This is a genomic window from Paracidovorax wautersii (assembly GCF_900113035.1).
Taxonomy (GTDB): domain Bacteria; phylum Pseudomonadota; class Gammaproteobacteria; order Burkholderiales; family Burkholderiaceae_C; genus Paracidovorax; species Paracidovorax wautersii.
In genome coordinates, this window is record NZ_FONX01000001.1 from 293,089 (window position 1) to 318,861 (window position 25,773).

General features: G+C 70.6%; 21 protein-coding genes and 1 other RNA gene. 10 read left to right on the forward strand and 12 right to left on the reverse strand.

Going from position 1 to position 25,773, the window contains the following annotated elements; all coding sequences use genetic code 11:
* The first annotated feature begins 2 nt into the window (after positions 1-2).
* Together moeA and BM070_RS01230 are read left to right on the forward strand one after the other, a co-directional pair.
* Complete coding sequence (gene moeA, locus BM070_RS01225) at positions 3-1,292, forward strand: molybdopterin molybdotransferase MoeA (RefSeq protein ID WP_092936780.1); 1,290 nt, start codon at positions 3-5, stop codon at positions 1,290-1,292.
* Positions 1,293-1,363: 71 nt separating this feature from the next.
* Positions 1,364-1,696 carry a thioredoxin family protein gene (locus BM070_RS01230; RefSeq protein ID WP_092936782.1) on the forward strand — a complete coding sequence of 111 codons (333 nt, stop codon included), beginning with the start codon at positions 1,364-1,366 and terminating at the stop codon, positions 1,694-1,696.
* Between the two features lie 29 nt (positions 1,697-1,725).
* Here the strand turns inward: BM070_RS01230 and rnhA are convergent, their stop codons facing one another.
* Positions 1,726-2,172 (reverse strand): ribonuclease HI, encoded by a 447-nt coding sequence (gene rnhA / locus BM070_RS01235; protein ID WP_092936784.1) that lies wholly within the window; start codon positions 2,170-2,172, stop codon positions 1,726-1,728.
* Between the two features lie 98 nt (positions 2,173-2,270).
* On the reverse strand, positions 2,271-3,053 hold the full coding sequence (locus tag BM070_RS01240; RefSeq protein WP_092936786.1) for a class I SAM-dependent methyltransferase: 783 nt from the start codon (positions 3,051-3,053) through the stop codon (positions 2,271-2,273).
* Between BM070_RS01240 and gloB the strand changes: the two genes are divergently transcribed.
* Together gloB and BM070_RS01250 are read left to right on the forward strand one after the other, a co-directional pair.
* A complete protein-coding gene (gene gloB / locus BM070_RS01245) occupies positions 3,052-3,864 on the forward strand; it encodes a hydroxyacylglutathione hydrolase (RefSeq protein ID WP_092936788.1) in 813 nt (270 codons plus the stop codon). The two genes, BM070_RS01240 and gloB, sit on opposite strands and share 2 nt — an antisense overlap.
* Positions 3,861-5,438, forward strand: coding sequence for a transglycosylase SLT domain-containing protein (locus BM070_RS01250; protein ID WP_092936790.1), 1,578 nt, complete (start codon positions 3,861-3,863; stop codon positions 5,436-5,438). Before gloB ends, BM070_RS01250 begins: the two co-directional genes overlap by 4 nt.
* 33 nt (positions 5,439-5,471) lie before the next feature.
* Here BM070_RS01250 and BM070_RS01255 read toward each other — a convergent pair whose 3' ends face one another.
* The 6 genes from BM070_RS01255 to dnaX form a co-directional block, all read right to left on the reverse strand.
* Complete coding sequence (locus BM070_RS01255; protein ID WP_092936792.1) at positions 5,472-5,624, reverse strand: DUF3096 domain-containing protein; 153 nt, start codon at positions 5,622-5,624, stop codon at positions 5,472-5,474.
* 154 nt (positions 5,625-5,778) lie between these two features.
* On the reverse strand, positions 5,779-6,891 hold the full coding sequence (locus tag BM070_RS01260) for an ABC transporter substrate-binding protein (protein WP_092936794.1): 1,113 nt from the start codon (positions 6,889-6,891) through the stop codon (positions 5,779-5,781).
* A 206-nt stretch (positions 6,892-7,097) separates the two neighbouring features.
* On the reverse strand, positions 7,098-7,505 hold the full coding sequence (locus tag BM070_RS01265) for an MAPEG family protein (protein ID WP_092936796.1): 408 nt from the start codon (positions 7,503-7,505) through the stop codon (positions 7,098-7,100).
* A 97-nt stretch (positions 7,506-7,602) separates the two neighbouring features.
* The gene (gene recR, locus BM070_RS01270; RefSeq protein WP_092936798.1) at positions 7,603-8,193 is read right to left on the reverse strand and encodes a recombination mediator RecR; all 591 of its coding nucleotides are present in this window, start codon (positions 8,191-8,193) and stop codon (positions 7,603-7,605) included.
* 228 nt (positions 8,194-8,421) lie between these two features.
* Positions 8,422-8,754, reverse strand: coding sequence for a YbaB/EbfC family nucleoid-associated protein (locus BM070_RS01275; protein WP_092936800.1), 333 nt, complete (start codon positions 8,752-8,754; stop codon positions 8,422-8,424).
* A 152-nt stretch (positions 8,755-8,906) separates the two neighbouring features.
* Positions 8,907-10,934, reverse strand: a complete 2,028-nt coding sequence (gene dnaX / locus BM070_RS01280) for a DNA polymerase III subunit gamma/tau (protein ID WP_092936802.1) — start codon at positions 10,932-10,934, stop codon at positions 8,907-8,909.
* A 120-nt stretch (positions 10,935-11,054) separates the two neighbouring features.
* Between dnaX and BM070_RS01285 the strand changes: the two genes are divergently transcribed.
* Positions 11,055-12,629: a methyl-accepting chemotaxis protein gene (locus BM070_RS01285; RefSeq protein ID WP_245785064.1), complete on the forward strand. Its 1,575-nt coding sequence runs from the start codon at positions 11,055-11,057 to the stop codon at positions 12,627-12,629.
* 84 nt (positions 12,630-12,713) lie between these two features.
* Positions 12,714-12,810, forward strand: an RNA gene (gene ffs / locus BM070_RS01290) — signal recognition particle sRNA small type.
* Between the two features lie 148 nt (positions 12,811-12,958).
* Here ffs and BM070_RS01295 read toward each other — a convergent pair.
* From BM070_RS01295 to BM070_RS01310, 4 genes are all read right to left on the reverse strand, one after another.
* Positions 12,959-13,870 carry a GGDEF domain-containing protein gene (locus BM070_RS01295; protein ID WP_092936804.1) on the reverse strand — a complete coding sequence of 304 codons (912 nt, stop codon included), beginning with the start codon at positions 13,868-13,870 and terminating at the stop codon, positions 12,959-12,961.
* A gap of 112 nt (positions 13,871-13,982) precedes the next feature.
* Positions 13,983-15,416 carry a TIGR03862 family flavoprotein gene (locus BM070_RS01300; protein ID WP_092936806.1) on the reverse strand — a complete coding sequence of 478 codons (1,434 nt, stop codon included), beginning with the start codon at positions 15,414-15,416 and terminating at the stop codon, positions 13,983-13,985.
* Positions 15,417-15,505: 89 nt separating this feature from the next.
* The gene (locus BM070_RS01305) at positions 15,506-18,949 is read right to left on the reverse strand and encodes a UvrD-helicase domain-containing protein (protein WP_092936808.1); all 3,444 of its coding nucleotides are present in this window, start codon (positions 18,947-18,949) and stop codon (positions 15,506-15,508) included.
* On the reverse strand, positions 18,946-21,507 hold the full coding sequence (locus tag BM070_RS01310; protein ID WP_092936810.1) for a PD-(D/E)XK nuclease family protein: 2,562 nt from the start codon (positions 21,505-21,507) through the stop codon (positions 18,946-18,948). The genes BM070_RS01305 and BM070_RS01310 overlap by 4 nt, the downstream gene beginning before the upstream one ends.
* A 109-nt stretch (positions 21,508-21,616) precedes the next feature.
* Between BM070_RS01310 and trxA the strand changes: the two genes are divergently transcribed.
* From trxA to BM070_RS01330, 4 genes are all read left to right on the forward strand, one after another.
* Positions 21,617-21,949, forward strand: a complete 333-nt coding sequence (gene trxA, locus BM070_RS01315) for a thioredoxin TrxA (RefSeq protein WP_092936812.1) — start codon at positions 21,617-21,619, stop codon at positions 21,947-21,949.
* Positions 21,950-22,214: 265 nt separating this feature from the next.
* The gene (rho, locus tag BM070_RS01320; RefSeq protein ID WP_092936814.1) at positions 22,215-23,477 is read left to right on the forward strand and encodes a transcription termination factor Rho; all 1,263 of its coding nucleotides are present in this window, start codon (positions 22,215-22,217) and stop codon (positions 23,475-23,477) included.
* Between the two features lie 120 nt (positions 23,478-23,597).
* A complete protein-coding gene (locus BM070_RS01325) occupies positions 23,598-23,858 on the forward strand; it encodes a type B 50S ribosomal protein L31 (RefSeq protein WP_092936816.1) in 261 nt (86 codons plus the stop codon).
* A gap of 207 nt (positions 23,859-24,065) precedes the next feature.
* Complete coding sequence (locus tag BM070_RS01330; RefSeq protein WP_092936818.1) at positions 24,066-25,763, forward strand: hypothetical protein; 1,698 nt, start codon at positions 24,066-24,068, stop codon at positions 25,761-25,763.
* Positions 25,764-25,773: the final 10 nt, after the last annotated feature.

The window sequence follows — 25,773 nt, forward strand, 5'->3', positions numbered from 1 at the left end:
CCATGAAAACCCTCGCCCAGATCGCCGCCGAACTGCAGGGCTACGACCCGCAGGCGCTCAGCGCCGCCGGCGTGCAGGACTTTCTCGAACGGCTGGTGCAGCCCGTCGCCGAGACGGAGCAGGTCGGCATCTTCGAGGCGCTCGGCCGCGTGCTGGCGCAGGACATCGTCTCGCCCCTGAGCGTGCCGCCGCACGACAACTCCGCCATGGACGGCTATGCCTTCGACGGCGCGCAGCTGCGCGCCGGCGAGCCGCTGGCGCTGCGCTGCGTGGGCACGGCCCTGGCAGGCAAGGCCTGGGCCGGCACCGTCGCGCCCGGCGAGTGCGTGAAGATCATGACCGGCGCCGTCATGCCCGCCGGGCTCGACACCGTGGTGCCGCAGGAATTCACCACCGCCGATGGCGATGGCCGCATCCGCATCGCCGCCGACGTGCTGCGCGCCGGCGACAACCGCCGCCTGATGGGCGAAGACCTGATGGAAGGCCGCGTGGCGCTGGCGCAGGGCAGCGTCTTCACGCCCGCCGCGCTGGGCCTGGTGGCCAGCCTGGGCCTGGCCCGCGCCACCGTGTTCCGCCGCCTGCGCGTGGCCTATTTCTCCACCGGCGACGAGATCCTGAGCCTGGGCGAGCCGCCCCGCGAAGGCGCCGTGTACGACAGCAACCGCTACACCGTCTTCGGCCTGCTCACGCGGCTGGGCGTGGAAGTGATCGACCTGGGCGTGGTGCCCGACCAGCCCGCGCAGCTGGAGGCCGCGTTCCGCGAGGCCGGCGCACGCGCCGACGCCGTCATCACCAGCGGCGGCGTGAGCGTGGGCGAGGCCGACCACACCCGCGCCATGATGAAGCAACTGGGCGACGTGGCCTTCTGGCGCATCGCCATGCGCCCCGGCCGACCCATGGCCGTGGGGCGCCTCGCCGCGGCAGCGCCCGGGGCGAACGGCGCCGTGCTCTTCGGCCTGCCCGGCAACCCGGTGGCGGTGATGGTGACCTTCCTCGCCTTCGTGCGCCCCGCCCTGCTGCGCATGATGGGCAGCAGCGCCGGCGCGCAGCCGCTGCTGCGTGCCGTCAGCACCGAACCCATCCGCAAGAAGGCCGGCCGCACCGAATACCAGCGCGGCTGGGTCTCCACCGCGCCGGGCGGCACGCTGCAGGTGCGCACCACCGGCAACCAGGGCTCGGGCGTGCTCAGCTCCATGGTGCAGGCCAACGGGCTTATCGTGCTGCACCACGGCCAGGGCCACGTCGCGGCCGGCGACACGGTGGATGTGATGATGTTCGACGGCGCCGTCTGACACCGCCGGCCCGCCCGGGCCATTTATGAAGCAGGGTCTGCCACCCCACGCCCTCAGGAGAGGAGAAACGCATGCCTTTCGCCGAACGCCATCTCGTGCAACCGCCCACCCGCGACACCGTGGACCAGACCAGCGGCGCCACCGTGCTGGAATTCGGCACGCCCTGGTGCGGCCACTGCCAGCGCGCGCAGCCGCTCATCCAGCAGGCGCTGGAGGACCGCGGCGAGGTCGCGCATCTCAAGGTGGAAGACGGCCCCGGCCAGCCCCTGGGCCGGAGCTTTCGCGTCAAGCTCTGGCCCACGCTGGTCTTCCTGCGCGACGGCCAGGAAGTGGCCCGGCTGGTGCGCCCGCAGGATGCGCAGAGCATCCACGAGGCGCTGCAGAGCATCACGGCCGCGGCCTGAAGCCGGCGCTCAGGCCGGGCGCTCGAGGATCAGCGCCCCAGCGCCTTGTCCACGCCCTTGTTGGCCAGCGCGTCGGCCCGCTCGTTGCCGGGGTCGCCCGCATGGCCCTTGACCCAGCGCCAGTCGATGACATGGCCTGACGTGGCCACCAGATCGTCCAGGCGCTTCCACAGCTCCACGTTCTTCACCGGCTGGCCCGACGCGGTGCGCCAGCCCTTTTTCTTCCAGCCCTGCACCCATTCGGTGATGCCCTTGCGCACGTACTGGCTGTCGAGGAACAGCGTCACCGCGCAGGGCTTCTTGAGCGCCGCCAGCGCCTCGATCACCGCCAGCAGTTCCATGCGGTTGTTGGTCGTGTCCAGCTCACCGCCGAACAGTTCCTTTTCCAGCGCGCCCGAGCGCAGCACGACGCCCCAGCCACCGGGCCCGGGGTTGCCCTTGCACGCCCCATCGGTATAGATCACCACCTGATTCAAACAACACACTCCATCGGATTCGGGAAAGAAAGCAGCCAACAGGCAAACCAGCGGCCTCGGGCCCTGCCCGGCTGCGGAAAGAACGGAAGCGGCCGGCTTCAGCGCCGGCGGCGCTGCGCCACCGGCACGGGCGCTGCGGCCTTGCTGGCCGCATGGCGCCAGGGCGCGGCGAGCAGGCGCATGCCATGCACCCGCTTGATCGCCACCACCGTGTAGGCGGCCCCGAGTATGGGCCACCAGCGCGCGCCCAGGCCGTCCATCCAGTCGAAACGCTCCAGCCAGCGGTCCTGCCGCACCGCAGGGCGGTAACAGCCGAAGCTGAACGTATCCACCTCGAAGTTCAGCAGCCGCAGCCAGTCGCGCACGCGCCCCGGGCCGATGAATTCGCCCACGTCGGGCAAGTAAAGATCACCACCGCCGCCGAAGCGCTGGTAGAGTCGCGCTCGGCGCTGGCGCAAGCCCCAGAGGCTCCACGGATTGAGGCCGCTGATGACGACCCGCCCTTCGGGCACCAGCACCCGTTCCACCTCGCGCAGTGCGGCATGCGGATCGACGCTGAGCTCCAGTGCATGGGGCAGCAGCACCAGGTCGATGCTGGCCGGCTCGAACGGCAGCGCCACGGGATCGGCCAGCAGATGGGCGCGCTGCGCGGGTGCTCCAGGCTCGGGCTCGAGACGCGATTCCGCCTCGCCCAGGGCCAGCCAGCGGTGCGGCATGCGGTTGGTGCGCAGGCCTTCCAGGCCCGACATGCCCAGCTGCACCGCGTGGTAGCCGAACAGGTCGGCGACCAATTCATCATGCTGCTCTTGCTCCCACGCCAGCAGGTAACGGCCGGGGGGGGAGTCGAACCAACGGTGCAAACTTATAATTTCGTCGCTCATGAACTTGCTGCCGCTGCCCGCCTTCGCCGACAACTACATCTGGATGCTGCACGACGCGCAGGATGCGGTCGTTGTGGACCCGGGTGACGCAGCGCCCGTCATCGAAGCCCTGCGCCGCACCGGACTGCGATTGCAGACGATTCTAGTCACGCACCACCATGCAGATCACACGGGCGGCGTACGTGAATTGCGCGAAGCCACCGGCGCCGTGGTGCACGGCCCCGCGCACGAAGCAGTGCCCGAGCCCGTCGCCCGCATGGCCCAGGGCGATGCGGCCACGGTGCTGAACGGCCTGCGCTTCGAGGTGTTCGACGTGCCGGGCCACACCAGCGGCCACATCGCCTACTACTGCCCCGCCGTGCCCGGCGCCGCCGGAGCGACCGGCCCGGTGGAGGCCGCCTCGCCCGTGCTGTTCTGCGGCGACACGCTCTTTTCCGGCGGCTGCGGGCGGCTCTTCGAAGGCACGCCCGCGCAGATGCAGGCCTCGCTGGACACCCTGGCCGCCCTGCCCGGCGACACGCTGGTCTGCTGCGCCCACGAATACACACTTTCGAACCTGCGTTTCGCGCAGGCCGTGGAACCGGGTAACCAGGCCCTGCTCCATTACCTCTCCGAGTGCGAATCCCTGCGCGCGCAAGGCCGGCCCACGCTGCCTTCGCGCCTGGCGACCGAGCGCAACATCAACCCCTTCCTGCGCACCCGCGAAGCGGCCGTGGCCCAGGCGGCATGCGGTTTCGACGCCAGCGTCGATCCCGGCGATGCCGTCCAGGTGCTGGCAGCGCTGCGCCAATGGAAAAACGAGTTCCGATGAAGATCCTGAAAATCCTGGCTGTCGCCAGCCTGGTGTGGCTGACCGGCTGCGCCTCCACCGGCACCACCACCCACACGGCCGCCGCTGCGGGCAACAAGGACGGCAGCGTCGCTGCCAGCACCACCGCTCAGATACCTTCGGGGCCCCTGCGCCCCATCACCGCCGCCAAGGCCTCCAGCCGAGAAGTGGCGACGCTCTCCGCCCCTGCCGACCTCTGGGACCGCATCCGCCGCGGCTTCGCCATGCCGGATCTGCAGAACGATCTGGTGACCGAGCGCGAGCAGTGGTATGCCTCCCGCCCTGACTACATGCAGCGCATGACGGAGCGTTCGAGCAAGTACCTCTTCCACATCGTCGAAGAGCTGGAGCGCCGCGGCATGCCGACCGAGCTGGCCCTGCTGCCCTACATCGAGAGCGCCTTCAACCCGCAGGCCGTCTCCAGCGCCAAGGCCGCCGGCATGTGGCAGTTCATGCCCGCCACCGGCACCTATTTCGACCTCAAGCAGAACGCATTCCGCGACGACCGCCGCGACGTGCTGGCCTCCACCAAGGCCGCGCTCGACTACCTGCAGAAGCTCTACGGCATGTTCGGCGACTGGCATCTGGCCCTCGCCGCCTACAACTGGGGCGAAGGCAACGTGAGCCGCGCCATCGCGCGCAACCAGAAGGCCGGCCTGGGCACGAGCTATACCGACCTGAACATGCCGGCCGAGACGCGCCTCTACGTGCCAAAGCTGCAGGCCGTGAAGAACATCGTCGCCCATCCCGATGAGTTCCACACCGAACTGCCGCTGATCGAGAACCACCCCTTCTTCCAGGTGGTGGACATCACCCACGACATCGACGTGTCGCTGGTCGCCAGCCTGGCAGGCATCCGCGAATCGGACTTCCGCGCGCTGAACCCCTCGCTGCACAAGCCGGTGATCTTCGCAGCCGGCACGCCCAAGATCCTGCTGCCCTGGGACAACGCCAAGGTCTTCCGCAAGAACCTCGAAGCGCATTCCGAAGGCCAGTACGCCAGCTGGACGGTCTGGACCGCGCCCACCAACCTCAGCCCCGCCGCCGCAGCCCAGCGCGTGGGCATGTCCGAAGCCGACCTGCGCGCGGTCAACGGCATTCCGCCGCGCATGCTGATCAAGGCCGGCTCGGCCCTGATGGTGCCGCGCGCGACGACCACGGTGGAAGACGTCTCCAGCCAGATCGCCGACAACGGCCAGCTGGCGTTCACGCCCGAGATCGTCACCCGCCGCACCACCGTGCGCGCCGGCAAGCGCGAAACCGTCGCCAGCATCGCTCGGCGCTACAGGGTCAGCGTGGACAACGTCGCCGACTGGAACGACGTGAAGAAGAACGCGAGCTTCAAGAACGGCGAGTCCGTCGTGATGTACCTGCCGGTGCGGCTCAACTCGGCCGTGGTCGCCCGGGTGCCCTCCGCCGACGTGAAGCAGACCGCCGCCCGAGGCAAGGCCACGCCCGCCGCCAGCGCGCGCGCGCCGGCCAAGCACCACACCTCGTCGTCGTCCACCAGCCGCAAGGGCGGCACGCCGTCGAAGGTGCAGAAGAAGAAGCGCTGACCGGCTCCGCGCCTGGCGGGCCGGCTCGGCCCGTCAGAAGCGCAGGTTGTGCATGCCCACCAGCCCCAGGATGCCCATCACGATCAGGTAGAGCGCGACGATCACGTTGAGCAGCCGGGGCATCGCCAGAATCAGGATGCCGGCGATCAGGGACACGAGGGGACCGATGCTGAAATGAAGCGTCATGGTGAACCTTGAAGGGGTGAAGCAGTCTCGAATGGAAGAAAGCCGCAGGGCTGCGCTGCAGCGCCCGGGCACTCCATGCGTGACTTTAGCCGCACCCTTGCATCGCCCCGGCTTCACCGCTGCCGCGCCTCGGCGCCGAGGCACTCCCCCCCACTCAGAGCGCGTACTTGAGCTTGGCCTTGCGCGCGTAGGCGTCGGTGAAGGTGCGCGCCAGATCCACGCGGGACGCATCGAACTCCGGCCGCAGCCGCGCCAGGGCCCGCAGCGCCGTGGCGGGGCCGTCGTCGGGCATCAGCCCGTCGGGCGACAGGGTTTCGCGGCTGCGCTGGAAGGCCGCCAGGTAGGCGCCCCGGTCGCCCATCATGTAGCCGGGGGGCAGCGCGCGCACCAGGTCGGTGGGTGACGCGGTCTGCAGCCACTTGAGGGCATGCACCAGCGCGTGGACCAGGGCCTGGGCCTGCGCGGGCCGCTGCGTGGTGAACGCCGTGGGCCCATAGAGGCAGGCCGAGGGCATGGGGCCGGTGAAGAGGTCGGACGAGCCCTTGAGCGTGCGCGTGTCGCACAGCAGGCGCACCTCGCCGCGCTGCTCCAGCAATGTCATGAACGGGTCGGCATGGCAGAGCGCATGCACGGCCCCCTGCCGCAGCGCCGTGACGGCCCCCATGCCGGAGCCCACGCCCACGAAGCGGACCTCATTGAGCGGCGCACCCGCCAGCCCCAGCCACAGGCTGGCGAGGAACTGCGTCGCCGAGCCCGGCGCCGACACCCCCACGCGCATGCCATTGAAGCGGGTCACGCTGCGCCAGGGCCAGGTGCGCGTCGAAGCGCCCAGCGCCAGTTGCGGGGCACGGCCCAGCACGACCAGGCTGCGCAGGGGCGCCGCAGGCGCCGCCGATGCCAGCGCGCGCGGCGACGCCTGCTGCGAACTGGTGCCGCTGGTTTCGATGGCAGCCTGCAGCACGTGGCTGTAGGCGCCGCAGCAGACATCGGCCTCGCCCGCCTGCAGCGCCTGCAGCGCGAGCGAGCCGCCGGCATAGTCCTGCAGCTTGACGTCCAGCCCCTCGGCGCGGAAGAAGCCCAGCGCATCGGCGATGACCAACGGCAGGTAATACAGCGTCTTGCAGCCCCCCACCGCCACGCGAATGCGCTCGCCGCCGCCCGAGAGCGGCTGCGCGCGCCCGGCCATCGGCACCGCGACCCAGGCGGTCGCGGTGGCCGAAGCAGCGTGAGCGCCCCATTGGCGCCTGGTCAGGTGCGGTAATGACATGGAATGGATGAACTGCGAAAAACGGCCATGCTGCAGTGCAACATGGGAAATGGAGTGTGCCTGAAGCAGGCACGCGGCGCGATCAGGGACTTGTACTTACCGGGGTTATTACCGCCCCCGGCCCGTGGCGGCAAAGCCGCACGCCGCAGCACCCCGGCCGTCATGGCCCGCTGCGGCGGATGCCTGCACGCCCCAGCGCGCTGCTGTCAGCGATAACCGAGAAACAGAATGGCGATGTTGACCAGCAGGCCTGCGGACCACACCAGGCTGCGCGCCGTCGGCATGCCGCCCACATAGAGGGCGATGAAGCCGATGCGCAGCAGCACGAAGGCCAGGGCCAGCATGTCCAGCGGCGTCTGCGGCGCCCCCAGCTGGTGGGCGATGACCACCGCGCCGATGAAGAAAGGCAGCGCCTCGAAGCTGTTGGCCTGAGCGGCGTTGGCACGGGCCCGCCAGCCGGTCTGGCGATCGAGCCAGCTCCGGGGATCGGCGTTGTCGCCGCGGCGGAACGCGCCGCGCTTGGCCAGCAGCGCGCACGCCATGGGCAGCAGCGCGGCGATCAGCACGCACCAGTAGGCGGCGGTGAACCGGGCCACATGCATCGTCGTGTTCATGGCACACCTGCGCTTTCCAATGTTTTCAGCCGCCAGCGCCCTGAAATACAGGGCAACCAGCTACTATTTTAATAGCAATACGAAGCCAGAAGGCCGGTCAGCGCCGATCCGACAGCGCATGCGCGATGGTGCCGAGATCGACGTATTCCAGCTCGCTGCCCACCGGCACGCCCCGCGCCAGGCGCGTGACGTGCACGCCCCGGCTCTTGAGCGTCTCGCTGATGGCATAGGCCGTGGCCTCGCCCTCGGCCGTGAAGCTGGTCGCCAGGATCACCTCCTGCACCACGCCGTCGCTCGCGCGCTCCAGCAGCTGCTTGAAGCCGATGTCGTTCGGCCCCACGCCATCGAGCGGCGAAAGCCGCCCCATCAGCACGAAGTAGAGCCCCCGGAAGGCCCCGGTGCGCTCCAGCGCGGCCTGGTCGGCCGGCGTTTCCACCACGGCCAGGCGGGTGGCGTCACGCTCCGGGTTCAGGCAGACCTCGCACACCGCCGCCTCGGTGAAGGTGTGGCAGCGCTCGCAATGCCGCACCGACCGCGCCGCCTCGTGCAAGGCCCGCGACAGCGCCTCGGCGCCCGCACGGTCGTGCTGCAGCAGATGGAAGGCCATGCGCTGCGCCGATTTCACGCCCACCCCGGGCAGGCGCCGCAGCGCCTGGATCAGGGCGTCAAGAGAACTCGTATCGGTCATCAAACTCCTGGAAATCGGGCGTTGGAGCAGCGCATCAGCATGGCGCAAGAACTGGAGCGGTACGTGAGGATTCCGGGCACCGCCCAACGACGCTCACGACAGCGCAAAGGGCGTAGCGAGCGGGATCAGCTGCGAGGCGGACGGAGCGCAGCGACCGGAACGTACTGCATGTACGTGAGGATCGCGAGCACCGCCCAACGACGCAGATCGCCCGCGCAGTAGCCCCCGTCAAAAGGGGAACTTCATGCCGCCGGGGAGGCCTGGCATGCCCGCCGTCAGCTTGCCCATCTTCTCCTGCGAGGTCTCCTCGGCCTTGCGCACGGCCGCGTTGAAGGCGGCGGCGACCAGGTCTTCGAGCATGTCCTTGTCGTCGGCCAGCAGGCTGGGGTCGATGGTCACGCGCTTGACGTCGTGCTTGCAGGTCATCAGCACCTTGACGAGGCCGGCACCCGATTCGCCTTCGACCTCGATGTGGGCCAGTTCGTCCTGCGCCTTCTTCAGGTTGTCCTGCATGGCCTGGGCTTGCTTCATCAGGCCGGCGAGTTGTCCCTTGTTGAACATGAAAGGTGTCCTTTGCTTATGAAATGGATCGAATGAATCGAACGGATGGATGGATGAAATGGGGGCGGAGCGGCGCAGTGGAAGGCAGGAGCCGGGAAATGAATGGCGTGCAGTGCCTTGCCGTCCGCGAGCGCCCGCCCGGGCCCGCCCCGTCAGACGGGCTTGATGCTGCCGGGCACGATTTTCGCCCCGAAGTCGCGCATCAGCGTCTGCACATAGGGGTCGTTCTCGACGATTTCCTGCGCCACGCGCTGGCGCTCGGCCGCCGCATGCGCATTGCGCCGCGCCGGGCTGTCGATCACCACGCCCAGCTCCACGCTGATCTGCGTGGCGTGGCCGTGGGCTTCGAGCGCGGCACGCAGGCGTTCGCGGGCGGTGGGCTGGTTGAGCGATTCACGCTCGACGCGCAGCAGCCAGTGGCCCGCATCGCGCGCCACCAGCTGCGACTGCAGGGCCAGTTCGCGCACCAGCGCGGTGATGGCTTCGGCCGCCACCAGTTGCTGCACGGTGGCATACCAGACATCGCCCTCGTCGGTACGGGTGTAGCGCGCCGACGCAGCCCGCGGGCCGCCAGCTGGCAGCGGCTGCAGGCGGGCACCGGGCTCGGGCGCCTCGCGCACCGGGATTGCTACGAATTCAGGAGCATCATGCCCGCGCTGCTGGCGGGCTGCGGGCCGATTCTGCCGAAAGTCCTCGGGCGAGCGCACGGGCAGCTGGACGGGTGCGGATTCGTACTCGACTTCCGAGAAGGCGGCGGGATGGCCGGGCGCCGGGCCGTCGTCGGCACCGGCTTCGGGCAGCACCGCGACGTCGGCCTCGGGCGGCTCGGCGGCCGCTTCGGCAGGTTGCGGCGCCGGGGCCGGAGCCGGAGCCGGAGCCGGGCTGGAGCGCAGCGGCGGCGCCGCTGCGGCCACCGGGGCCGGCTCGCGCGCCACCGGAGGCTCGGCCGCCGCAGGTGCTGCGGGGCGCACGGGCGGAGCGGAGCCCGCCGCAGCCCTCGCAGGGGCCGGATCAGCCGGCTTCAGAGTTTTTTTTTCCGGCGAGCCGGTTTCGGCGGCGGCGGAGTGGGCCGGCTTGAACGCCAGCAGCCGCAGCAGCGCCATGGTGAGCGCGGCGTATTCGTCGGGCGCCAGGCCCAGTTCGGTGCGGCCGTGCAGGCAGATGCTGTAGAGCAGCTGCGTTTCGTCGGCAGGCATCAGGCCGGCCAGGCGGGCGATTTCGGCGGCTTCCGGGTCGCTGCCGTCGGCGGCGGCCTCGGCGGCGCGCTGGGGCACGGCCTGTATCACCGCCATGCGCTGCAGCACCGTGCTCATCTCCTCCAGCGTGGAGGCGGCCGAGAGGCCGTTGAGGCGCAGCGCATCCGCGGTTTCCACCACCGTGCGGCCGTCGCCCTGCGCCAGCGCGTCGATGAGGCCAAAGACATAGCTGCGGTCCACGCTGCCCAGCATCTGGCGCACGCCGGCTTCCTGCAGCTGGCCGCTGCCGAAGGCGATGGCCTGGTCGGTGAGCGAGAGCGCATCGCGCATGGAGCCGCGCGCCGCGCGCGAGAGCAGGCGCAGCGCCTGCGGGTCGGCGGGCACGTTTTCCTGCTCCAGCACGCGGGTCAGGTGGTCGAGCACCGTCTCGGGTGCCATGGGCCGCAGGTTGAACTGCAGGCAGCGGCTGAGCACCGTGACGGGCACCTTCTGCGGGTCGGTCGTGGCGAGCACGAACTTGAGGTATTCGGGCGGCTCCTCCAGCGTCTTCAGCATGGCGTTGAAGGCGGTGTTGGTGAGCATGTGCACTTCGTCGATCATGAAGACCTTGAAGCGGCCCTGCACGGGCTTGTACACGGCCTGCTCCAGCAGGCCCTGGACCTCGTCCACGCCCCGGTTGGAGGCGGCGTCCAGCTCGGTGTAATCGACGAAGCGGCCGCTGTCGATGTCGCGGCAGGCCTGGCAGACGCCGCAGGGCGTGGCGGTGATGCCGCCCTGCCCGTCCGGGCCCTGGCAGTTGAGCGACTTGGCCAGGATGCGCGAGACGGTGGTCTTGCCCACGCCGCGCGTTCCCGTGAACAGATAGGCATGGTGCAGCCGCTGCTGCGTGAGCGCATTGGAGAGCGCCTGCACCACGTGCTCCTGCCCGACCATTTCGGAGAAGGTCTTGGGGCGGTATTTGCGGGCGAGCACGAGGTAGGACATCTGCGGGATTCTACGGGGGCCGAGAAGCGCCGCACTGCAGGGCCGGCCACTACCATGCTCACATCCATGGGCGGCCCGGCTGGAGCCGGGCAGAGGCCCGCATCAACAAAGGGGAAATCCATGAAGCAAGCAGACAGCTGGCTCAACCGCATGAGCATCGGCCGGCGCCTGGGGCTGCTCATCGCCTGCGCCTTGCTGGGCATCGCGCTCATCACCACGGTGCTGCTGGCATCCGAGAAGCGGCTCATCATGGACGAGCGGCAGGCCAGCGTGCGGCAGGTGGTCGAGACGGCCTACAGCCTGGTGGCCAGCTACCAGGCGCAGGTCGGCCCGGGCAAGCTGACCGAGACGCAGGCCCAGCAGATGGCCAAGGACGCGCTGCGCGTGATGCGCTACAGCGGCAACGAATACCTGTGGATCAACGACATGGCGCCGGTCATGCTCATGCATCCGATCCGCCCGGAGCTGGAGGGCAAGAACCTCTCGGCCAACCAGGACCCGACCGGCAAGCACCTCTTCGTCGCCTTCGTGGACATGGTGCGGCAAAACGGCGCGGGCTTCGTGCCCTACCTCTGGCCCAAGCCCGGGGCCACCGAGCCGGTGCAGAAGATCTCCTACGTCAAGGGCTTCGCGCCCTGGGGCTGGGTGATCGGCTCGGGCGTCTATGTGGACACGGTCGCCGCCACGGTCAATGCGCGCGTCCTGCGCTTCGGCCTGGGCGCGCTGGTGCTGGGCGCGCTGCTGCTGGCCGTGGGCACGCTCATCGCACGCGGGCTGCTGCGCGAGCTGGGCGGCGAGCCGCGCTACGCCAACCGCATGAGCGAGGCCATGGCGCAGGGCGATCTCTCCATGCCGGTGGTGCTGCGGCCGGGCGACCAGTCCAGCCTGCTGCACGGGCTGGAGCGCATGCGCGGGAGCATCGCCCACATCGTGAGCGAGGTGCGCGCCAGCACCCAGTCCATCACCACCGCATCGGCCGAGATCGCCGCGGGCAACAACGACCTCTCCAACCGCACCGAGCAGCAGGCGAGCGCCCTGCAGCAGACGGCCGCCTCGATGGAGCAGCTCACCAGCACCGTGCGGCAGAACGCCGACAACGCGCGCCATGCGGCGGATCTGGCGGGCTCCACCTCCGCGGTGGCCCAGCGCGGCGGCACGATGGTCGGCCAGCTGGTGAGCACCATGGGCGCGGTGAACGACTCCTCCCGCCGCATCGTGGACATCATCGGCGTGATCGACGGCATCGCCTTCCAGACCAACATCCTGGCCCTCAACGCCGCCGTGGAGGCCGCCCGTGCGGGCGAGCAGGGCCGCGGCTTCGCCGTGGTGGCGAGCGAGGTGCGCGCGCTGGCGCAGCGTTCGGCCTCGGCCGCCAAGGAGATCAAGCAGCTGATCGACACCTCGGTGCAGCAGGTGGGCGAAAGCTCCCGCCTCGTGGACCAGGCCGGCGCGACGATGAACGAGGTGGTGGACAGCGTGCAGAAGGTGACGCACCTGATCCAGGGCATCGCCTCGGCCAACCAGGAACAGGCTGCCGGCATCGACCAGGTGAACCTGGCCGTCACCCACATGGACCAGGCCACGCAGCAGAACGCCGCGCTGGTGGAGGAAGCGGCCTCGGCCGCCGAATCGCTGCGCAACCAGGCCGCCCGGCTGGAAGAGCTGGTGGGCGTTTTCCGCGTGACGCAGCGGTGAAAACACGGCAAAAAGAGGCTCGCCCGGCACGCCGTGTGGCCTTTCTCGCCGAAGCGGCCCCGCGCAGTGGCTACAATCGCCGCTGACGGGCCTCCCCGCATGGTGAAGTAGCCAAACGGGTCAGGTGGGGAACCAAGCAGCCCTAACTGTGGAGCCAGTGCCGGGGGTAAGGCTCGTCAACTTCTTCTTTTGCAGGTCTTTCGGTGCGGGCACGTTCAGCGGCCCGGCCTTGCGCTTTCGACCTGCAATCCCCCCAAGCCCCCTCGCCTTCCGGCCTCAGGCCGCTGCCCCATCGCCGCAGCGGGCGACTTAGCGCGCCAGCCGGGCCCTCATTCAGACGCGACGCCCACCGCATTGCGCCCCTGCAGCTTGGCGGCATAGAGCGATTCGTCGGCGGCCTTCATCAGCTCGGCGAGGGACAGGCCCGGCTGGCTGGCCGCGCACCCCAGGCTCAAGGTCGGCGATACCGTGGCGGCTTCCCAGCGGCATTCCAGGGACTGCACCGACTGCCGCAGCCGGTCGGCCACGATCCGGGAATCCTTCAGCGCAGTGGCCGGCAGGATCACCAGGAACTCGTCGCCCCCCCAGCGCACCACGGCATCGATGTTGCGGCAGGTGCTCCGCAAGGTCTGCGCCACCCGGCACAGCACCTGATCGCCGCACGCATGCCCCCACTGGTCGTTGACGAACTTGAAGTGGTCCACGTCGCACATGACAACGGAGAAAGGCAGCCCGCTGCGGTGCGAGCGCGCCATTTCCGATTCGAGCAGCTGCTGGCCGGCCCGCCGGTTGAACACCCCCGTCAGCTGGTCGGTCTGCGACAGCCGGTGGTTCTTGTCCGAGAGCATCTTCAGGTCGTGGATGTCCCGGAACGTCACGATGTGCATGTTCGGAAGGCTCTCCGAACGCACCTGCGCGGTGATGATGAACCAGCGCTTCTGGCCGTTCTTGCACTGGATGGGCGCGCTGCTTTCCGCGATACGCCGGCCTTGCGCCAGGCTCCGGTCGATGGCCAGGAACCAGTCGTTCTCCACCGCCTTCCGGATCTCGGGATCGGGGTAGGCGAGCCTGAACCAGCTCTCGATGTCCGGAATTTCGTCGAGCCCGTAGCCGATCTGTTCGAGAAAGGCCGTATTCACGAAACGCGGGCGATGGGCGGAATGCGCGTTGCCGGCCATTTCGGAAACCAGCACCGGCATCGGAATGACATCCAGAAAATCGAAAACCATCGTGTTGTGCATCGCCACTCCCCCAACAGGGCCCACCCGCCAGATCCATGAGCTGGCTGGCGTGCCCCATCGTTGCCTCTCGCCCGATTAATTAATACGTTGTATGGGGGTATGTTAGGGCTTGTTACAAACGACCGTTCGCAAAAGGCTTCAGCGCGAGCCAACGGGCCGCGCCCTCGCCCGCCGCGAGGCCGCTGGCCCAGCAGGCCGTGAGCAGGTAGCCGCCCGTGGGCGCCTCCCAGTCCAGCATCTCGCCCGCGCAGAAGACGCCCGGCAGCGCCTGGAGCATCAGGCCCGCGTCCAGCGCCTCGAAGGGCACGCCGCCGGCGGTGCTGATGGCCTCGTCCAGCGGGCGCGGGGCGACCACGGTGATGGGCAGGGCCTTGATGGCATGGGCCAGCGCCACGGGGTCGTTCACGCCGTCCTTGCCCAGCTGTTCGTAGAGGATGGCGCTCTTGATGCCGTCCAGCCCCAGCCGGCTCTTCAGATGGCTGCCCAGGCTGCGCGAGCCGCGCGGGTGGCGCACTTCGACCAGCACGCGCTCGGGCGAGTGGTCGGGCAGCAGGTCGAGCGCGAACGTGGCGTGGCCGTGGGCGGCGATCTCGTCGCGCAGCAGGTGCGAGACGGCGTAGATCAGGCTGCCTTCCACGCCCGTGGCCGTGGCCACGAACTCGCCGCGCCGCTCGAAGTGCCGGCCCTGGCTGTCGGTGAAGGCGATCGCCACCGACTTGAAGGGCTGGCCCGCGAAGCGTTCGGCGAAGAACGGCGTCCAGCCGGTGGCGGGCTGCGGCTGGCTGCCCAGCAGCTGGCGCAGGAAGTCGCGCCGCGTCTCGCCCACCGGGCCGCCGGGCTCGGTCAGGCGCGGCACGTCGAAGCCGCAGTTGGCCGGGCGCAGCGGCGCCACGTCCACGCCGCGCTCCGCCAAGAGCGGCACCCAGGCGCCATCGGAGCCCAGCCGCGCCCAGCTGCCGCCGCCCAGCGCCAGCACCACGGCGCGGGCCTGCACGCACACCTCGCCGCCCGGCGCCGCGAAGCGCAGCGCGGGGGCCGCACCCTCGGTGGCCGTTGCACCGGCCTCATCGCCCGCCCAGCCGAGCCAGCGGTGGCGCATGTGCAGGCGCACGCCCTGCCCGCGCAGGCGGTGCAGCCAGGCGCGCAGCAGGGGCGCGGCCTTCATGTCCACCGGGAACACGCGGCCGGAGGTGCCGACGAAGGTCTGCACGCCCAGCTCGCCCGCCCATTCGCACACCTGCTGCGCGCCGAAGCGCTGCAGCAGCGGCGCCAGCGCGGGCTGGCGCTGGCCATAGCGCGACACGAAGGGCTCGAAGGCCTCGGAATGCGTGAGGTTCAGCCCGCCCTTGCCGGCCAGCAGCAGCTTGCGGCCCACGGAGGGCATGGCGTCGAACACATGCACGGCGTGGCCGGCGCGGGCCAGCGCTTCGGCGGCCATCAGGCCCGCCGGGCCGCCGCCGATCACGGCCACCTCGCAATCGATGCGCTGGGGGCGGGAGGCGGGTGCGAGGGAGGCGGTGTCGGGAGCGGATTCGGAAGCGGTCATGCCGGGCCTGTGGGAAAGAAAAGGGGTCGGTATCGAAGGGGCGGCTGCAGCGGAAAAGCATCGAGGCCGCAGCGCGCCAGGGAAGGTCGTCAGAAAAGCGTCTGCTGGCGCGTGTCCGGGCCCGCCTTGCGGCTGGCCGGTACGGGCGCGGGCGGAGCCGATGGCGGCGGCGGCGCGGGCGGGGCCGCCACGTCGCCATCGACCACCACCAGCCGGCCATCGCCCGCCAGGAAGGCGGCCGAGACCGGCTCCGCCCCCACCTGCGCCTGCACGGCGGCGCGGTAGAGGCGCAATTGCGCCATCAGCTGCGGCTGCCTTTCGGGCTCGGGGGCGCTCTTGTAATCGAGTACCCACCAGCGGGCCGGCGATTGTGCCGTGGCGCGGCGGCGCACCAGCCGGTCCAGCCGCAGATTCTGGCCCTGGTGGACCAGCGGCGCCTCGTTCAGGGCGCGGTCGATCTGCGCGGCGTCCCAGGCCCAGGCGCCCTCACCCGCCAGGATGCGCCGGGCCATCGCCGCAGCGGCGGCGGCGGCATCGGCCGTCAGCTCGAAGTCGCGCACCAGCTGGGCGATGCGGCCTGCGGCCCAGCCGGCGCTGCGCAGATCGCCCAGCGGCGCGCCGGGCAGGCCGGCCTGCTCCAGCAGCTGGTGCATGGCCTCGCCCTGCCGGCTGGCGGGGGTGGAGGCCTCGGCCTGCGCGCGCTGCAGCGCGGCCAGCTCGGGCCGGGCGGGCACGGCGATGGCGATGGCGGGCAGTTCGGCCAGGGTCACGGTGTCGCCGGCCTCCGCATCGCCGTTGATGACGGCGTCGTCGGATGACGGCTCGGGCGGCAGTTCGGCCGGCGTGAGCAGCGGCACGAGGCGGTTCCACCAGCTGCCGGTCGCGGCCTGGCGCGCCTGCACGCAGGAGAGTGCCAGGCAGTGCTTGGCCCGCGTCATGGCGACGTAGAGGGTGTTGAGCTCTTCGCGCTGGCGCTCGGCGCGCTCGGCCGCCAGCACGTCTTCGGCGCTGGGCGGCGGGCTGGTTTCGCTGGCCATGAAGACGAAGCGGCGCGGCACGGGCGCCTCGCCGGGCCAGTCCACCAGCGCGCCCATGGTCTCGGCCTTCTGGCCGCGGGCGTCGGTGTCCAGCAGCAGCACGCTGTGCGCCTCCAGGCCCTTGGCGCCGTGGATGGTCAAAAGCCGCACGGCCTGCGCATCGACCCGGCCCGGCGCGCGCAGGCCCGGGCGCTTGAGGGCACGCACGAAGGCATAGGGCGTGAGATAGCGCCCGCCCTCGACCTGCAGCGACACCGCCTGCAGCGCGCGCAGGTTGGCCAGCACGGCCGGCCGCTGGGTGGCGGGCGCGGCGGCGGCGAAGCGCGCCAGCACGTCGCCCTGGGCATAGATGGCATGCAGCGCATCGTGCGGCGGCAGCGTATCGACCCAGCCGCGGTATTGGGCCAAAACCGGCCCCAGCCCTTGCAGTACGGGCGGCAGCAGCTCCTCTTTTTGCAGCAGATCGAACCAGCTGCAGGCGGCATGCTCGGGCTGGCGGCGCAGCACGGCCAGCTCCACCAGGGCCTCGTCGGGCAGGCCGAAGAGCGGCGAGCGCAGGGCGCGGGCCAGCGAGAGGTCGTGCCCGGGCGAGACCAGCGCATCGAGCAGCGCCACCACGTCCTGCACCTCGGGCGCCTCGCCCAGATCGGCCTTTTCGGGCTGCACGCAGGGGATGTGCAGATCGCGCAGCGCGTCCTGCAGCGCGCCCAGCCGGTCGCGCTTGCGGGCCAGCACCATGATCTCGCGCGGCGGCACGCCGGCGGCGATGCGCGCGGCCACCCAGCGCGCGGCCTGGGCGCTTTCGCGCATGCGCAGGGTTTCCTCGGCCTCGTGGCGCGGCTGGGTCAGGCTGTCGCGCCAGGCCATCGGGTCGGCGGCAGGGGCACCCTCTTCCTCCCCATCGGCATCGCCCTCGCTGTCGCCGGTGACGGGCGGCAGGCTGAGCAGGCTGCCCGGGTCCGCCGATTCGGTGGTGTGGTCGCGAAAGCCCGCGTACTCGCCGGCCGCCTGCGCGGCCTGCATGGCGGCGTTGACGGCGGCGATCACGCCCTGGGCATTGCGGCGCGTGTGGTCGCAGCTGAGCTGGTCGCCGCCCAGCGCCTCGCGCACGAAGGCCTGCGCGGCCAGGAACACCTGCGGCTCGGCGCGGCGGAAGCGGTAGATGCTCTGCTTGGGGTCGCCCACGATGAACACGCTGGGCGCGGCCTGCCCGCCGCCCGAGCCGGCATAGCCCGACAGCCAGGCATGCAGCGCCTGCCATTGCAGCGGGTTGGTGTCCTGGAATTCATCGACCAGCAGGTGGCGCACGCGGGTGTCCAGGCGCTCCTGCACCCAGCCGCTCAGCACGTCGTCGGACAGCATCACCAGCGCGGTGCGCTCCACGTCGTTCATGTCCACCCAGCCACGTTCGCGCTTGAGCGCGGAGAAGCTGGCGATGAGGCAGCGTGCCAGCCGCGCCATGCGCTGCTGGTGCAGCCAGGCCTGGTGCTGGCGGCGCGCCAGCAAGAGGCGCTGCAGCTCGGGCTCGGCGGCCTGGGCGGCGGGGAATTTCTCGAGGTTCTTGCCGAGGCGGTCTTCCTTGGCGACGAAGAAGGCGCGGCGCAGGCGGTCCAGCCGCTCGTCCAGGTCAGTGCAGTTCCAGGCGTCGATCACCGCGTCGGCGGCCTTCTGCGGCGTCTTGTTGGCCTCGGTGCCCAGCGCCCGCGCCCAGCCCTGCCAGCGCAACTGGGCGGCCTCGCCCGCCAGCGCATGGGCGGGCGTGGGCAGGCCGGCGAATTCGGGGCAGTGGGCGGCGAAGGACGGCACCGAGGCGTCGATCACGCCGGACTCGTCGGCCAGGGTGAATTCGACGCGCTTGTCCAGCGCGCTGGCCAGCGCCTTGTGGGTCTGCGAGCGGCCGTGGGCGGCGATGCAGGCGTCGTAGTCGGCGCGCAGGCCGGCGTCCTGCGCCACGGCCTGCAGGAAGGGGCGCCAGACCTCGCGCACGGCCTGGGCGTCGTCTTCCAGCAGCTCGAAATGCGCGGGCAGGCCCTGGGCCTCCAGCACCGCCAGCGGCGCCGTGCCCAGCAGCGCGGCGAACCAGCTGTGGAAGGTGCGGATCTGCACCGGCCGGCCCGATTCGAGCATCTGCCGATACAGTTTTTGTAGCAGCAGGCCCTGTTCCCGTGCGCGCTCCGGGCCGATTCCGCGTGCGATCAGCTCGCGCTCCAGATCGGGCAGCGGCGCGGCGGAGAACGCCTCCAGCCATTCCTGCAGCCGCTGGCGCATCTCGCCGGCCGCCTTCTTGGTGAAGGTGATGGCCAGGATCTCGTGCGGCGCGCAGCCGTCCAGCAGCGCGCGCAGCATGCGCGAGACCAGCATCCAGGTCTTGCCCGCGCCCGCGCAGGCTTCCACGGCCACGCTGCGCTGCGGATCGCAGGCGATGGCATAGAAGGCCTCCCGCGACACGGGCCGGCCGTTGTGTTCATAGGCGGCTTGCACGCGTTGCTCCGTCATGTCCAGAAATCCTTGCGGCACAGGCCGCGTGCGGCGCACCAGTCGCACACCGCGCCCTCGCCCAGCGCGGGCATGGGCGCGCCTTCGGCGATGCGCGTGAAGTCGTGCAGGATGCCTTCGACCAGCTGGTCCCGCAGCGCCACCACATCTTCCTGCTCGTGGGTGCGCGTCTCACCGCGCTCGCCCACGTTGACGTAAGCCGCGCGCAGAGTGTCGTCGCCCAGCAGCGCGGCGTAGAAGGCCAGCTGCGTGTCTTCGGTGCCGGCGTTCACGCGGCGGCGGGTGACGGCGTCGTTCTCGGTCTTGTAGTCGATCACCAGCGTCGTCGGCTCGCCGCCGCCGGGCGGGTGCACCGCGTCGATGCGGTCCAGCAGGCCCACCAGCTCCAGGGCGCCCAGCGGCTGGGTGGCGGCGACCTCGGCCTGGCGGAAGCTCGCGCCCTGGGCCTCATGCCCCGCCAGCCATTGCAGGTAGCCGTCGCGCAACGCGGGCCAGCCGGAGGCGAAGGGCAGGAATTCGCCGGCCTCGGTCAGCCGCTGCTCGCGGGTGACCTGCTCGGCGGCGGCGTCCATCAGCGCCCGGCGGGCTGCCGGCTCGCTCGTGGGCGCTTCGTGCAGCGCTTCGTGGAACTGCTGCAACACGGCGTGCAGCCAGGTGCCGAAGTCGCGCTTGTCCACCTCGGCGCCCAGCTCGTCGGCCTCCTGCAGCTGCAGCTGGCGCAGCGCGAAGAAGCGGTACGGGCAGTGGCGCAGGTCGGAATACGCGGTGGACGAGAGCTTGCGCACCGGCAGGCGCTCGCCGCTGGGCAGGGGCCTGGCGGTGGGCGCGGCGGGCACGGTGCGCTCGGCGCGGCAGTCGCCGCCGGGCTGGGCGCGGTGGTCCAGCTCCAGCGCCAGCACCAGGGGGCTGGCCAGCAGCGGCTCGCCGCCCTCGTCGCCGGTGCGCCAGAGCACATCGACGAAGGGCGTGCCCAGCGCGCCCTGCCAGGCGGCGCGCTGGGCGACCTCCAGAGCGGCACGCCCGGGCAGGCCCAGGCCCTCGCGCTGGGCCTGGGTCCAGGCGCCGGGCGGCTCGGGCGCGGCCTGCAGGCGCTTTTCGTCGCAGCCGGGCAGCACCAGCGCACAGAACGGCCGGCCCAGCAGCTGCGGCAGCGGCATCACCACCACGGGCGCCTGGGCCAGGTAATCGGGGCGGTAGCGGCCGGCTTCCAGCACTTCGTTGACCCAGCGGGTGAAGTCGGTGAGCGACATGCGCCGGCCGGCGCCGGCCAGGGCCTGCAGGTCGGCGTCCAGGCCCTCGTCCAGCCGCAGCTGGGCGATCAGGACGGCACCGGCCGGGTCGGCCACGAGGCCCGGCCACAGGCCGCAGGCCTGCAGCAGGCCGCGCAGCGCGGCGATCCAGGCGGCCAGCGGGCGGGCGGCGCGCAGCGGCTCGCGCCAGGCCTGCACCTGGGCGACCAGATCGACAGCGCCGGCCAGGGCCGGGTCGCGGCTGGCGTCGATGGCGCCCGCTGCGCTCCACTGGCGCGGGCCGGCGCGGCGCAGCCATTTCTCCAGCGCGCGCAGGGCCGGCGCGGGTGCGGCGGGCGACTGCTTGAGCCAGTCGAGCACGGCGTCGGCCGTGGCGTCCCATGCGCAGGCGCGCAGCGCGGCCATGGCCTGGGCGGCGGCGCGGGTGGTGGAGAGCGTCCAGCCGTTCTCGTCGTGCACGGCCACGCCCGCGCCGTCCAGCAGCGCGCTGATGCGCCGCGTGAGCGCCCGGTCGTTGGCCGCCAGGGCCACGGGCACGCGGCCGCTGTCGAGGTGGCGCAGCACGCAGGCGGCGGCGCGCTGGGCTTCGTCTTCGGCGTCGGTTGCGGCGTGCAGCGCGGCCAGGTGCGGGGCGCTCTGGCCCAGCGCGCCGGGCAGGTCGATGCAGAGCGCGGCATCGCCCCACTGTGCCAGCAGCGCCTGGGCCAGCGCGTCGGGCTGGTAGCCCTGCAGCACGACGAGTGCCTCGGTGCCTTCGCGCACGGCAGGCACGAACAGCACGTCGCAGGGCGGCTGCGAGGCCAGCACCCATTCCAGCGCGATGCGCGCCGCAGCGGCTTCGAGCCGCAGGGCGCCGCCGTCGCCGCCGGCGGGCAGCAGCGCGCGGGCGGACTGCGCCCAGTCCTCGCGCTGCGCGGGCGGCACGGCGGCCATGGCGGCGAAGAGCTGCGCGGCCATCTCCAGCAGCGGGCCGGCCAGCACCTCGCGCTGGGCGGCGAGGCCCGCGCGTTCGAGCAGGTCGCGCGCATTGACGGCATCGCGCGCCACGTCGCCCGTGAATTCGCTGCCCTCGATCTGCGGCTGGCCCAGCTGGCGGGCCCAGTTGCGGGTGGTCTCGAAGCGGGGCGAGAAGCCGTCGGGAAAATGCCGCGCCCAGAGGCGCCGGCCCTCGGCCATGAGCTGGGCGTAGGGCACGAGCACGACGGTAGCGGCCATGTGAGCGCCGCGGGCCTCGGCGTGGGCTCTAACGCGGTCCAGCACGGCGGCCCAGGAGCGCTCCAGGCCATCGTTTTTCGCTATGACTGTCATAGCGGCCGAGCCGCTTGGCGTAACGGGGTGCGGGGAATCGGTTTCTGTCACAATGAACGGACTTTATCCGTACCCGCCCACCAATATCTGCATACACAAGGATTGCGCCATGGCAAGCGAACTCATCAAACACATCTCCGACACCAGTTTCGAAGCCGACGTGCTGAAGGCGTCCGGTCCGGTGCTGGTGGATTACTGGGCCGAATGGTGCGGCCCCTGCAAGATGATCGCCCCCGTGCTGGACGAGCTGGCGGCCACCTACCAAGGCAAGCTGACCATCGCCAAGATGAACGTGGACGAGAACCGCGAGATCCCCGCCAAGTTCGGCATCCGCGGCATCCCCACGCTGATGCTGTTCAAGAACGGCGAACTGGCCGCCCAGAAGGTCGGCGCCATGAGCAAGGCCCAGCTGTCGGCTTTCATCGACCAGAGCCTGGCCTGATCCTCTCCCCCTTTCGCCGCCCGGCCCGCACGGGCGGCGAACCCCGGCGCCACGGCTCATTCACGCTGCTTGCGCCGCCCACCGCCCTCGCGGTGGCGATCCCGAATCTTTTCCTGTCATAATCCGAAGCGATCACCAGCGCGCACCGCATAGGCGTCTGGTTTCAGATCCCAGGCTCGCCCGGCCCGCACGACGGCCTCTACGGCGCTCCCAGCCTCCTCCCCTCTGCTCTGACCCACATCCCACTCCGCCAGGGAGTCTCCCCATGCACTTAAACGAACTCAAGGCACTGCACGTGTCTGAAGTCCTCAAGCAGGCCGAAGAGCTTGAGATCGAAAACACCGGCCGCATGCGCAAGCAGGAGCTGATGTTCGCCATCATCAAGAAGCGCGCCAAGGCCGGCGAACAGGTGTTCGCCGACGGCGTGCTGGAGATCCTGCCCGACGGCTTCGGTTTCCTGCGCAGCCCCGACACCAGCTACACCGCCAGCACGGACGACATCTACATCTCGCCCAGCCAGGTGCGCCGCTTCAACCTGCACACCGGCGACATGATCGAAGGCGAAGTGCGCACGCCCAAGGACGGCGAACGCTACTTCGCGCTGACCAAGCTCGACGCCGTCAACGGCGGCCCGCCCGAGCAGAACAAGCACAAGGTCATGTTCGAGAACCTGACCCCGCTGTTCCCCAAGGAGCAGATGAAGCTCGAGCGCGACATCAAGGGCGACGAGAACATCACCGGCCGCATCATCGACATCGTGGCCCCCATCGGCCGCGGCCAGCGCGCGCTGGTCGTCGCACCGCCCAAGAGCGGCAAGACGGTGATGATGCAGCACATCGCCCACGCCATCACGGCCAACAACCCCGACGTGCACCTGATGGTGCTGCTGGTGGACGAGCGCCCTGAAGAAGTGACCGAGATGCAGCGCTCGGTCAAGGGCGAAATCATCGCCTCCACCTTCGACGAGCCCGCCGCCCGCCACGTCCACGTGGCCGAGATGGTGATCGAGCGCGCCAAGCGCCTGGTCGAGCTCAAGAAGGACGTGGTGATCCTGCTGGACTCCATCACCCGCCTGGCCCGCGCCTACAACAACGTCGTGCCCTCGTCGGGCAAGGTGCTGTCGGGCGGTGTGGATGCCGCCGCGCTGCAGCGCCCCAAGCGCTTCTTCGGCGCGGCCCGCAAGGTCGAGGAAGGCGGCTCGCTGACCATCATCGCCACGGCGCTGGTGGACACCGGCAGCCGCATGGACGAAGTGATCTTCGAAGAGTTCAAGGGCACGGGCAACTGCGAAGTCCACCTGAGCCGCCGCCTCTACGAAAAGCGCGTGTTCCCGGCCATCGAGCTCAACAAGAGCGGCACGCGCCGCGAAGAGCTGCTGCTTGCGCCCGAGATCCTGCAGAAGACCCGCATCCTGCGCCAGTTCATGTACAACATGGACGAGATCGAGTCCATGGAACTCATGATCAAGAAGATGCGCGAGACCAAGACCAACACCGACTTCTTCGAGGCCATGCGCCGCGGCGGCTGACCGCCCGCACACCTCATCTTGCCAACCGGGCCCGCCGTGCGATAATGGCGGGCTTTTTCTTGCGGAAAGTACGCCGGACTGGCCGGCGCGGCTCCCGCATCTGATTCGAAAAGGAAGATCATGAAAGAAGGCATTCACCCCAACTACCGCGAAGTGCTGTTCGTGGACCTGTCCAACGGCTTCAAGTTCGTGACCCGTTCGTGCGTGAACACGAAGGAAACCGACACCTTCGAAGGCAAGGAATATCCCCTGTTCAAGCTGGATACCTCCTCTGAATCGCACCCCTTCTACACCGGCACGCAAAAGTCGGTGGACAACATGGGTGGCCGCGTGGAGCGCTTCCGCAACCGCTTCGGCAAGACCACGGCCGCTGCGAAGTAAGCCCGCAAGCCCGGGAGCCTCTTCCCGCCGCTTCGAGAAGGCAGCCCGGTTCGCCGCGCTGCCTTTTTTCCTTCCTGAAGGCTGCGTGCCACCCGCGCGCGGCAGCTCTCGACTCGATGCTTGCCGGCGGCGATCGCCAGGCCGGCCCATTGCGCCGAGACCGCCCCGCCGATTGGCGCCACCCACCTTGCACCGGACAACTTTCGCGTGATCCAGCCCACCCCCGCCATCGTGCCCCACAGCGCCGCACGCACCCTGCCGCGCTGGGCGCTGCTGCTGCTGTGCCTTGCCTATGTGGTGCCGGGCTTCATCGGCCGCGATCCGTGGAAGAGCGCCGACGTGACGGCCTTCGGCTACATGCGCGAGCTGGCGCTGGGCCACACGTCGTGGCTGGACCCGCTGATGGCGGGGCTGCCGCCCGACACCGACGGCCTGCTGCCCTACTGGCTCGGGGCCTGGGCCATCCAGTGGACATCGCCCTGGCTCTCGCCCGAACTCGGCGCGCGGCTGCCCTTCGCCGCGCTGCTGGCGCTCACGCTGGCCGCCACCTGGTACAGCGTCTATTACCTCGCGCGCAGCCCGGGCGCGCAGCCAGTGGCCTTCGCCTTCGGCGGCGAAGCCAGCCCGGCCGCCTATGCGCGCGCCATGGCCGACGCGGGCCTGCTGGCGCTCATCGCCTGCCTGGGCCTGGCCCAGCTGTCGCACGAAATCACCAGCTACCTCACCCAGCTGGCCTGCACCGCCCTGCTCTTCTATGCCGCGGCGGCCCTGCCGCTGCGCACGGTGCTGCCCATGGCCGCGGCCGTGGCCGGGCTGGGCGGCCTGGTGCTCAGCGGGGCGCCGGCCCTGGCCGTGCTGCTGGGCAGCGGCGGCGCGCTGCTGGTGCTGTTCAGCGCCTCCGATTCGCCCCGGCGCCGCTGGCCCTGGGCGGCTGCGCTGGCGGCCATCACGCTGGCCTCGGCACTGCTGGGCTGGGAACTCGATCTCTGGCGCTGGCGCATCGTCGAAGCGAAGGAAGCCAAGGAGTGGAGCAGCCTCGCGCGCCTGCTGCTGTGGTTCTCCTGGCCCGCCTGGCCGCTCACGCTCTGGACGCTGTGGCGCTGGCGCCGGCAGATCGTGAGCCGCCAGCCCCATCGGCACCTGCTGCTGCCCCTCTGGTTCCTGGGCGTGGCCCTGGGTGCCACGCTCACCACGCGCCCCGCCGACCGGGCACTGCTGCTGGGCCTGCCCGCTCTCGCGGCGCTGGCAGCCTTCGCGCTACCCACGCTGCGGCGCAGCATCGCGGCGCTCATCGACTGGTTCACCCTGCTCTTCTTCAGCGTGTCGGCCATCGCCATCTGGGTGATCTGGCTGTCGGTGCAGACCGGCGTGCCCGCCAAGCCGGCGCAGAACATCGCCCGGCTGGCACCCGGCTTCGTGGCCTCGTTCTCGCCCGTGGCCTTCGCCACCGCCCTGGCCGCCACGCTGGCCTGGTGCGCGCTGGTGTGGTGGCGCGCGGCGCGCAACCGCACCGCCATCTGGAAGAGCCTGGTGCTGCCCGCCAGCGGTGCGGCGCTGGGCTGGCTGCTGCTGATGACGCTCTGGCTGCCGCTGCTGGACCACGCGCGCAGCTACCGCCTGCAGATGGAGGCCGTGCGCGCCACCGTGGGCGACAAGCCCGGCTGCGTGGCCACCTACGGCATGGGCCGCGCCCAGCTGGCCGCCCTGATCTACCACGCCGGGCTCACGCCGGCCTCGGGCCAGCACAGCGCCGACTGCGACTGGCTGGTGGCCGACGCGGGCGCCGTGCCGCACTTCTCCTCGGTGCTGCCCGCACGCGAGTGGAAAGAGATCGCGACCATCATGCGGCCCACAGACAAGAACGACAGCCTCGTCGTTCTGCATCGCATCACGGCCCGGCGCTGAGGACCGCAGC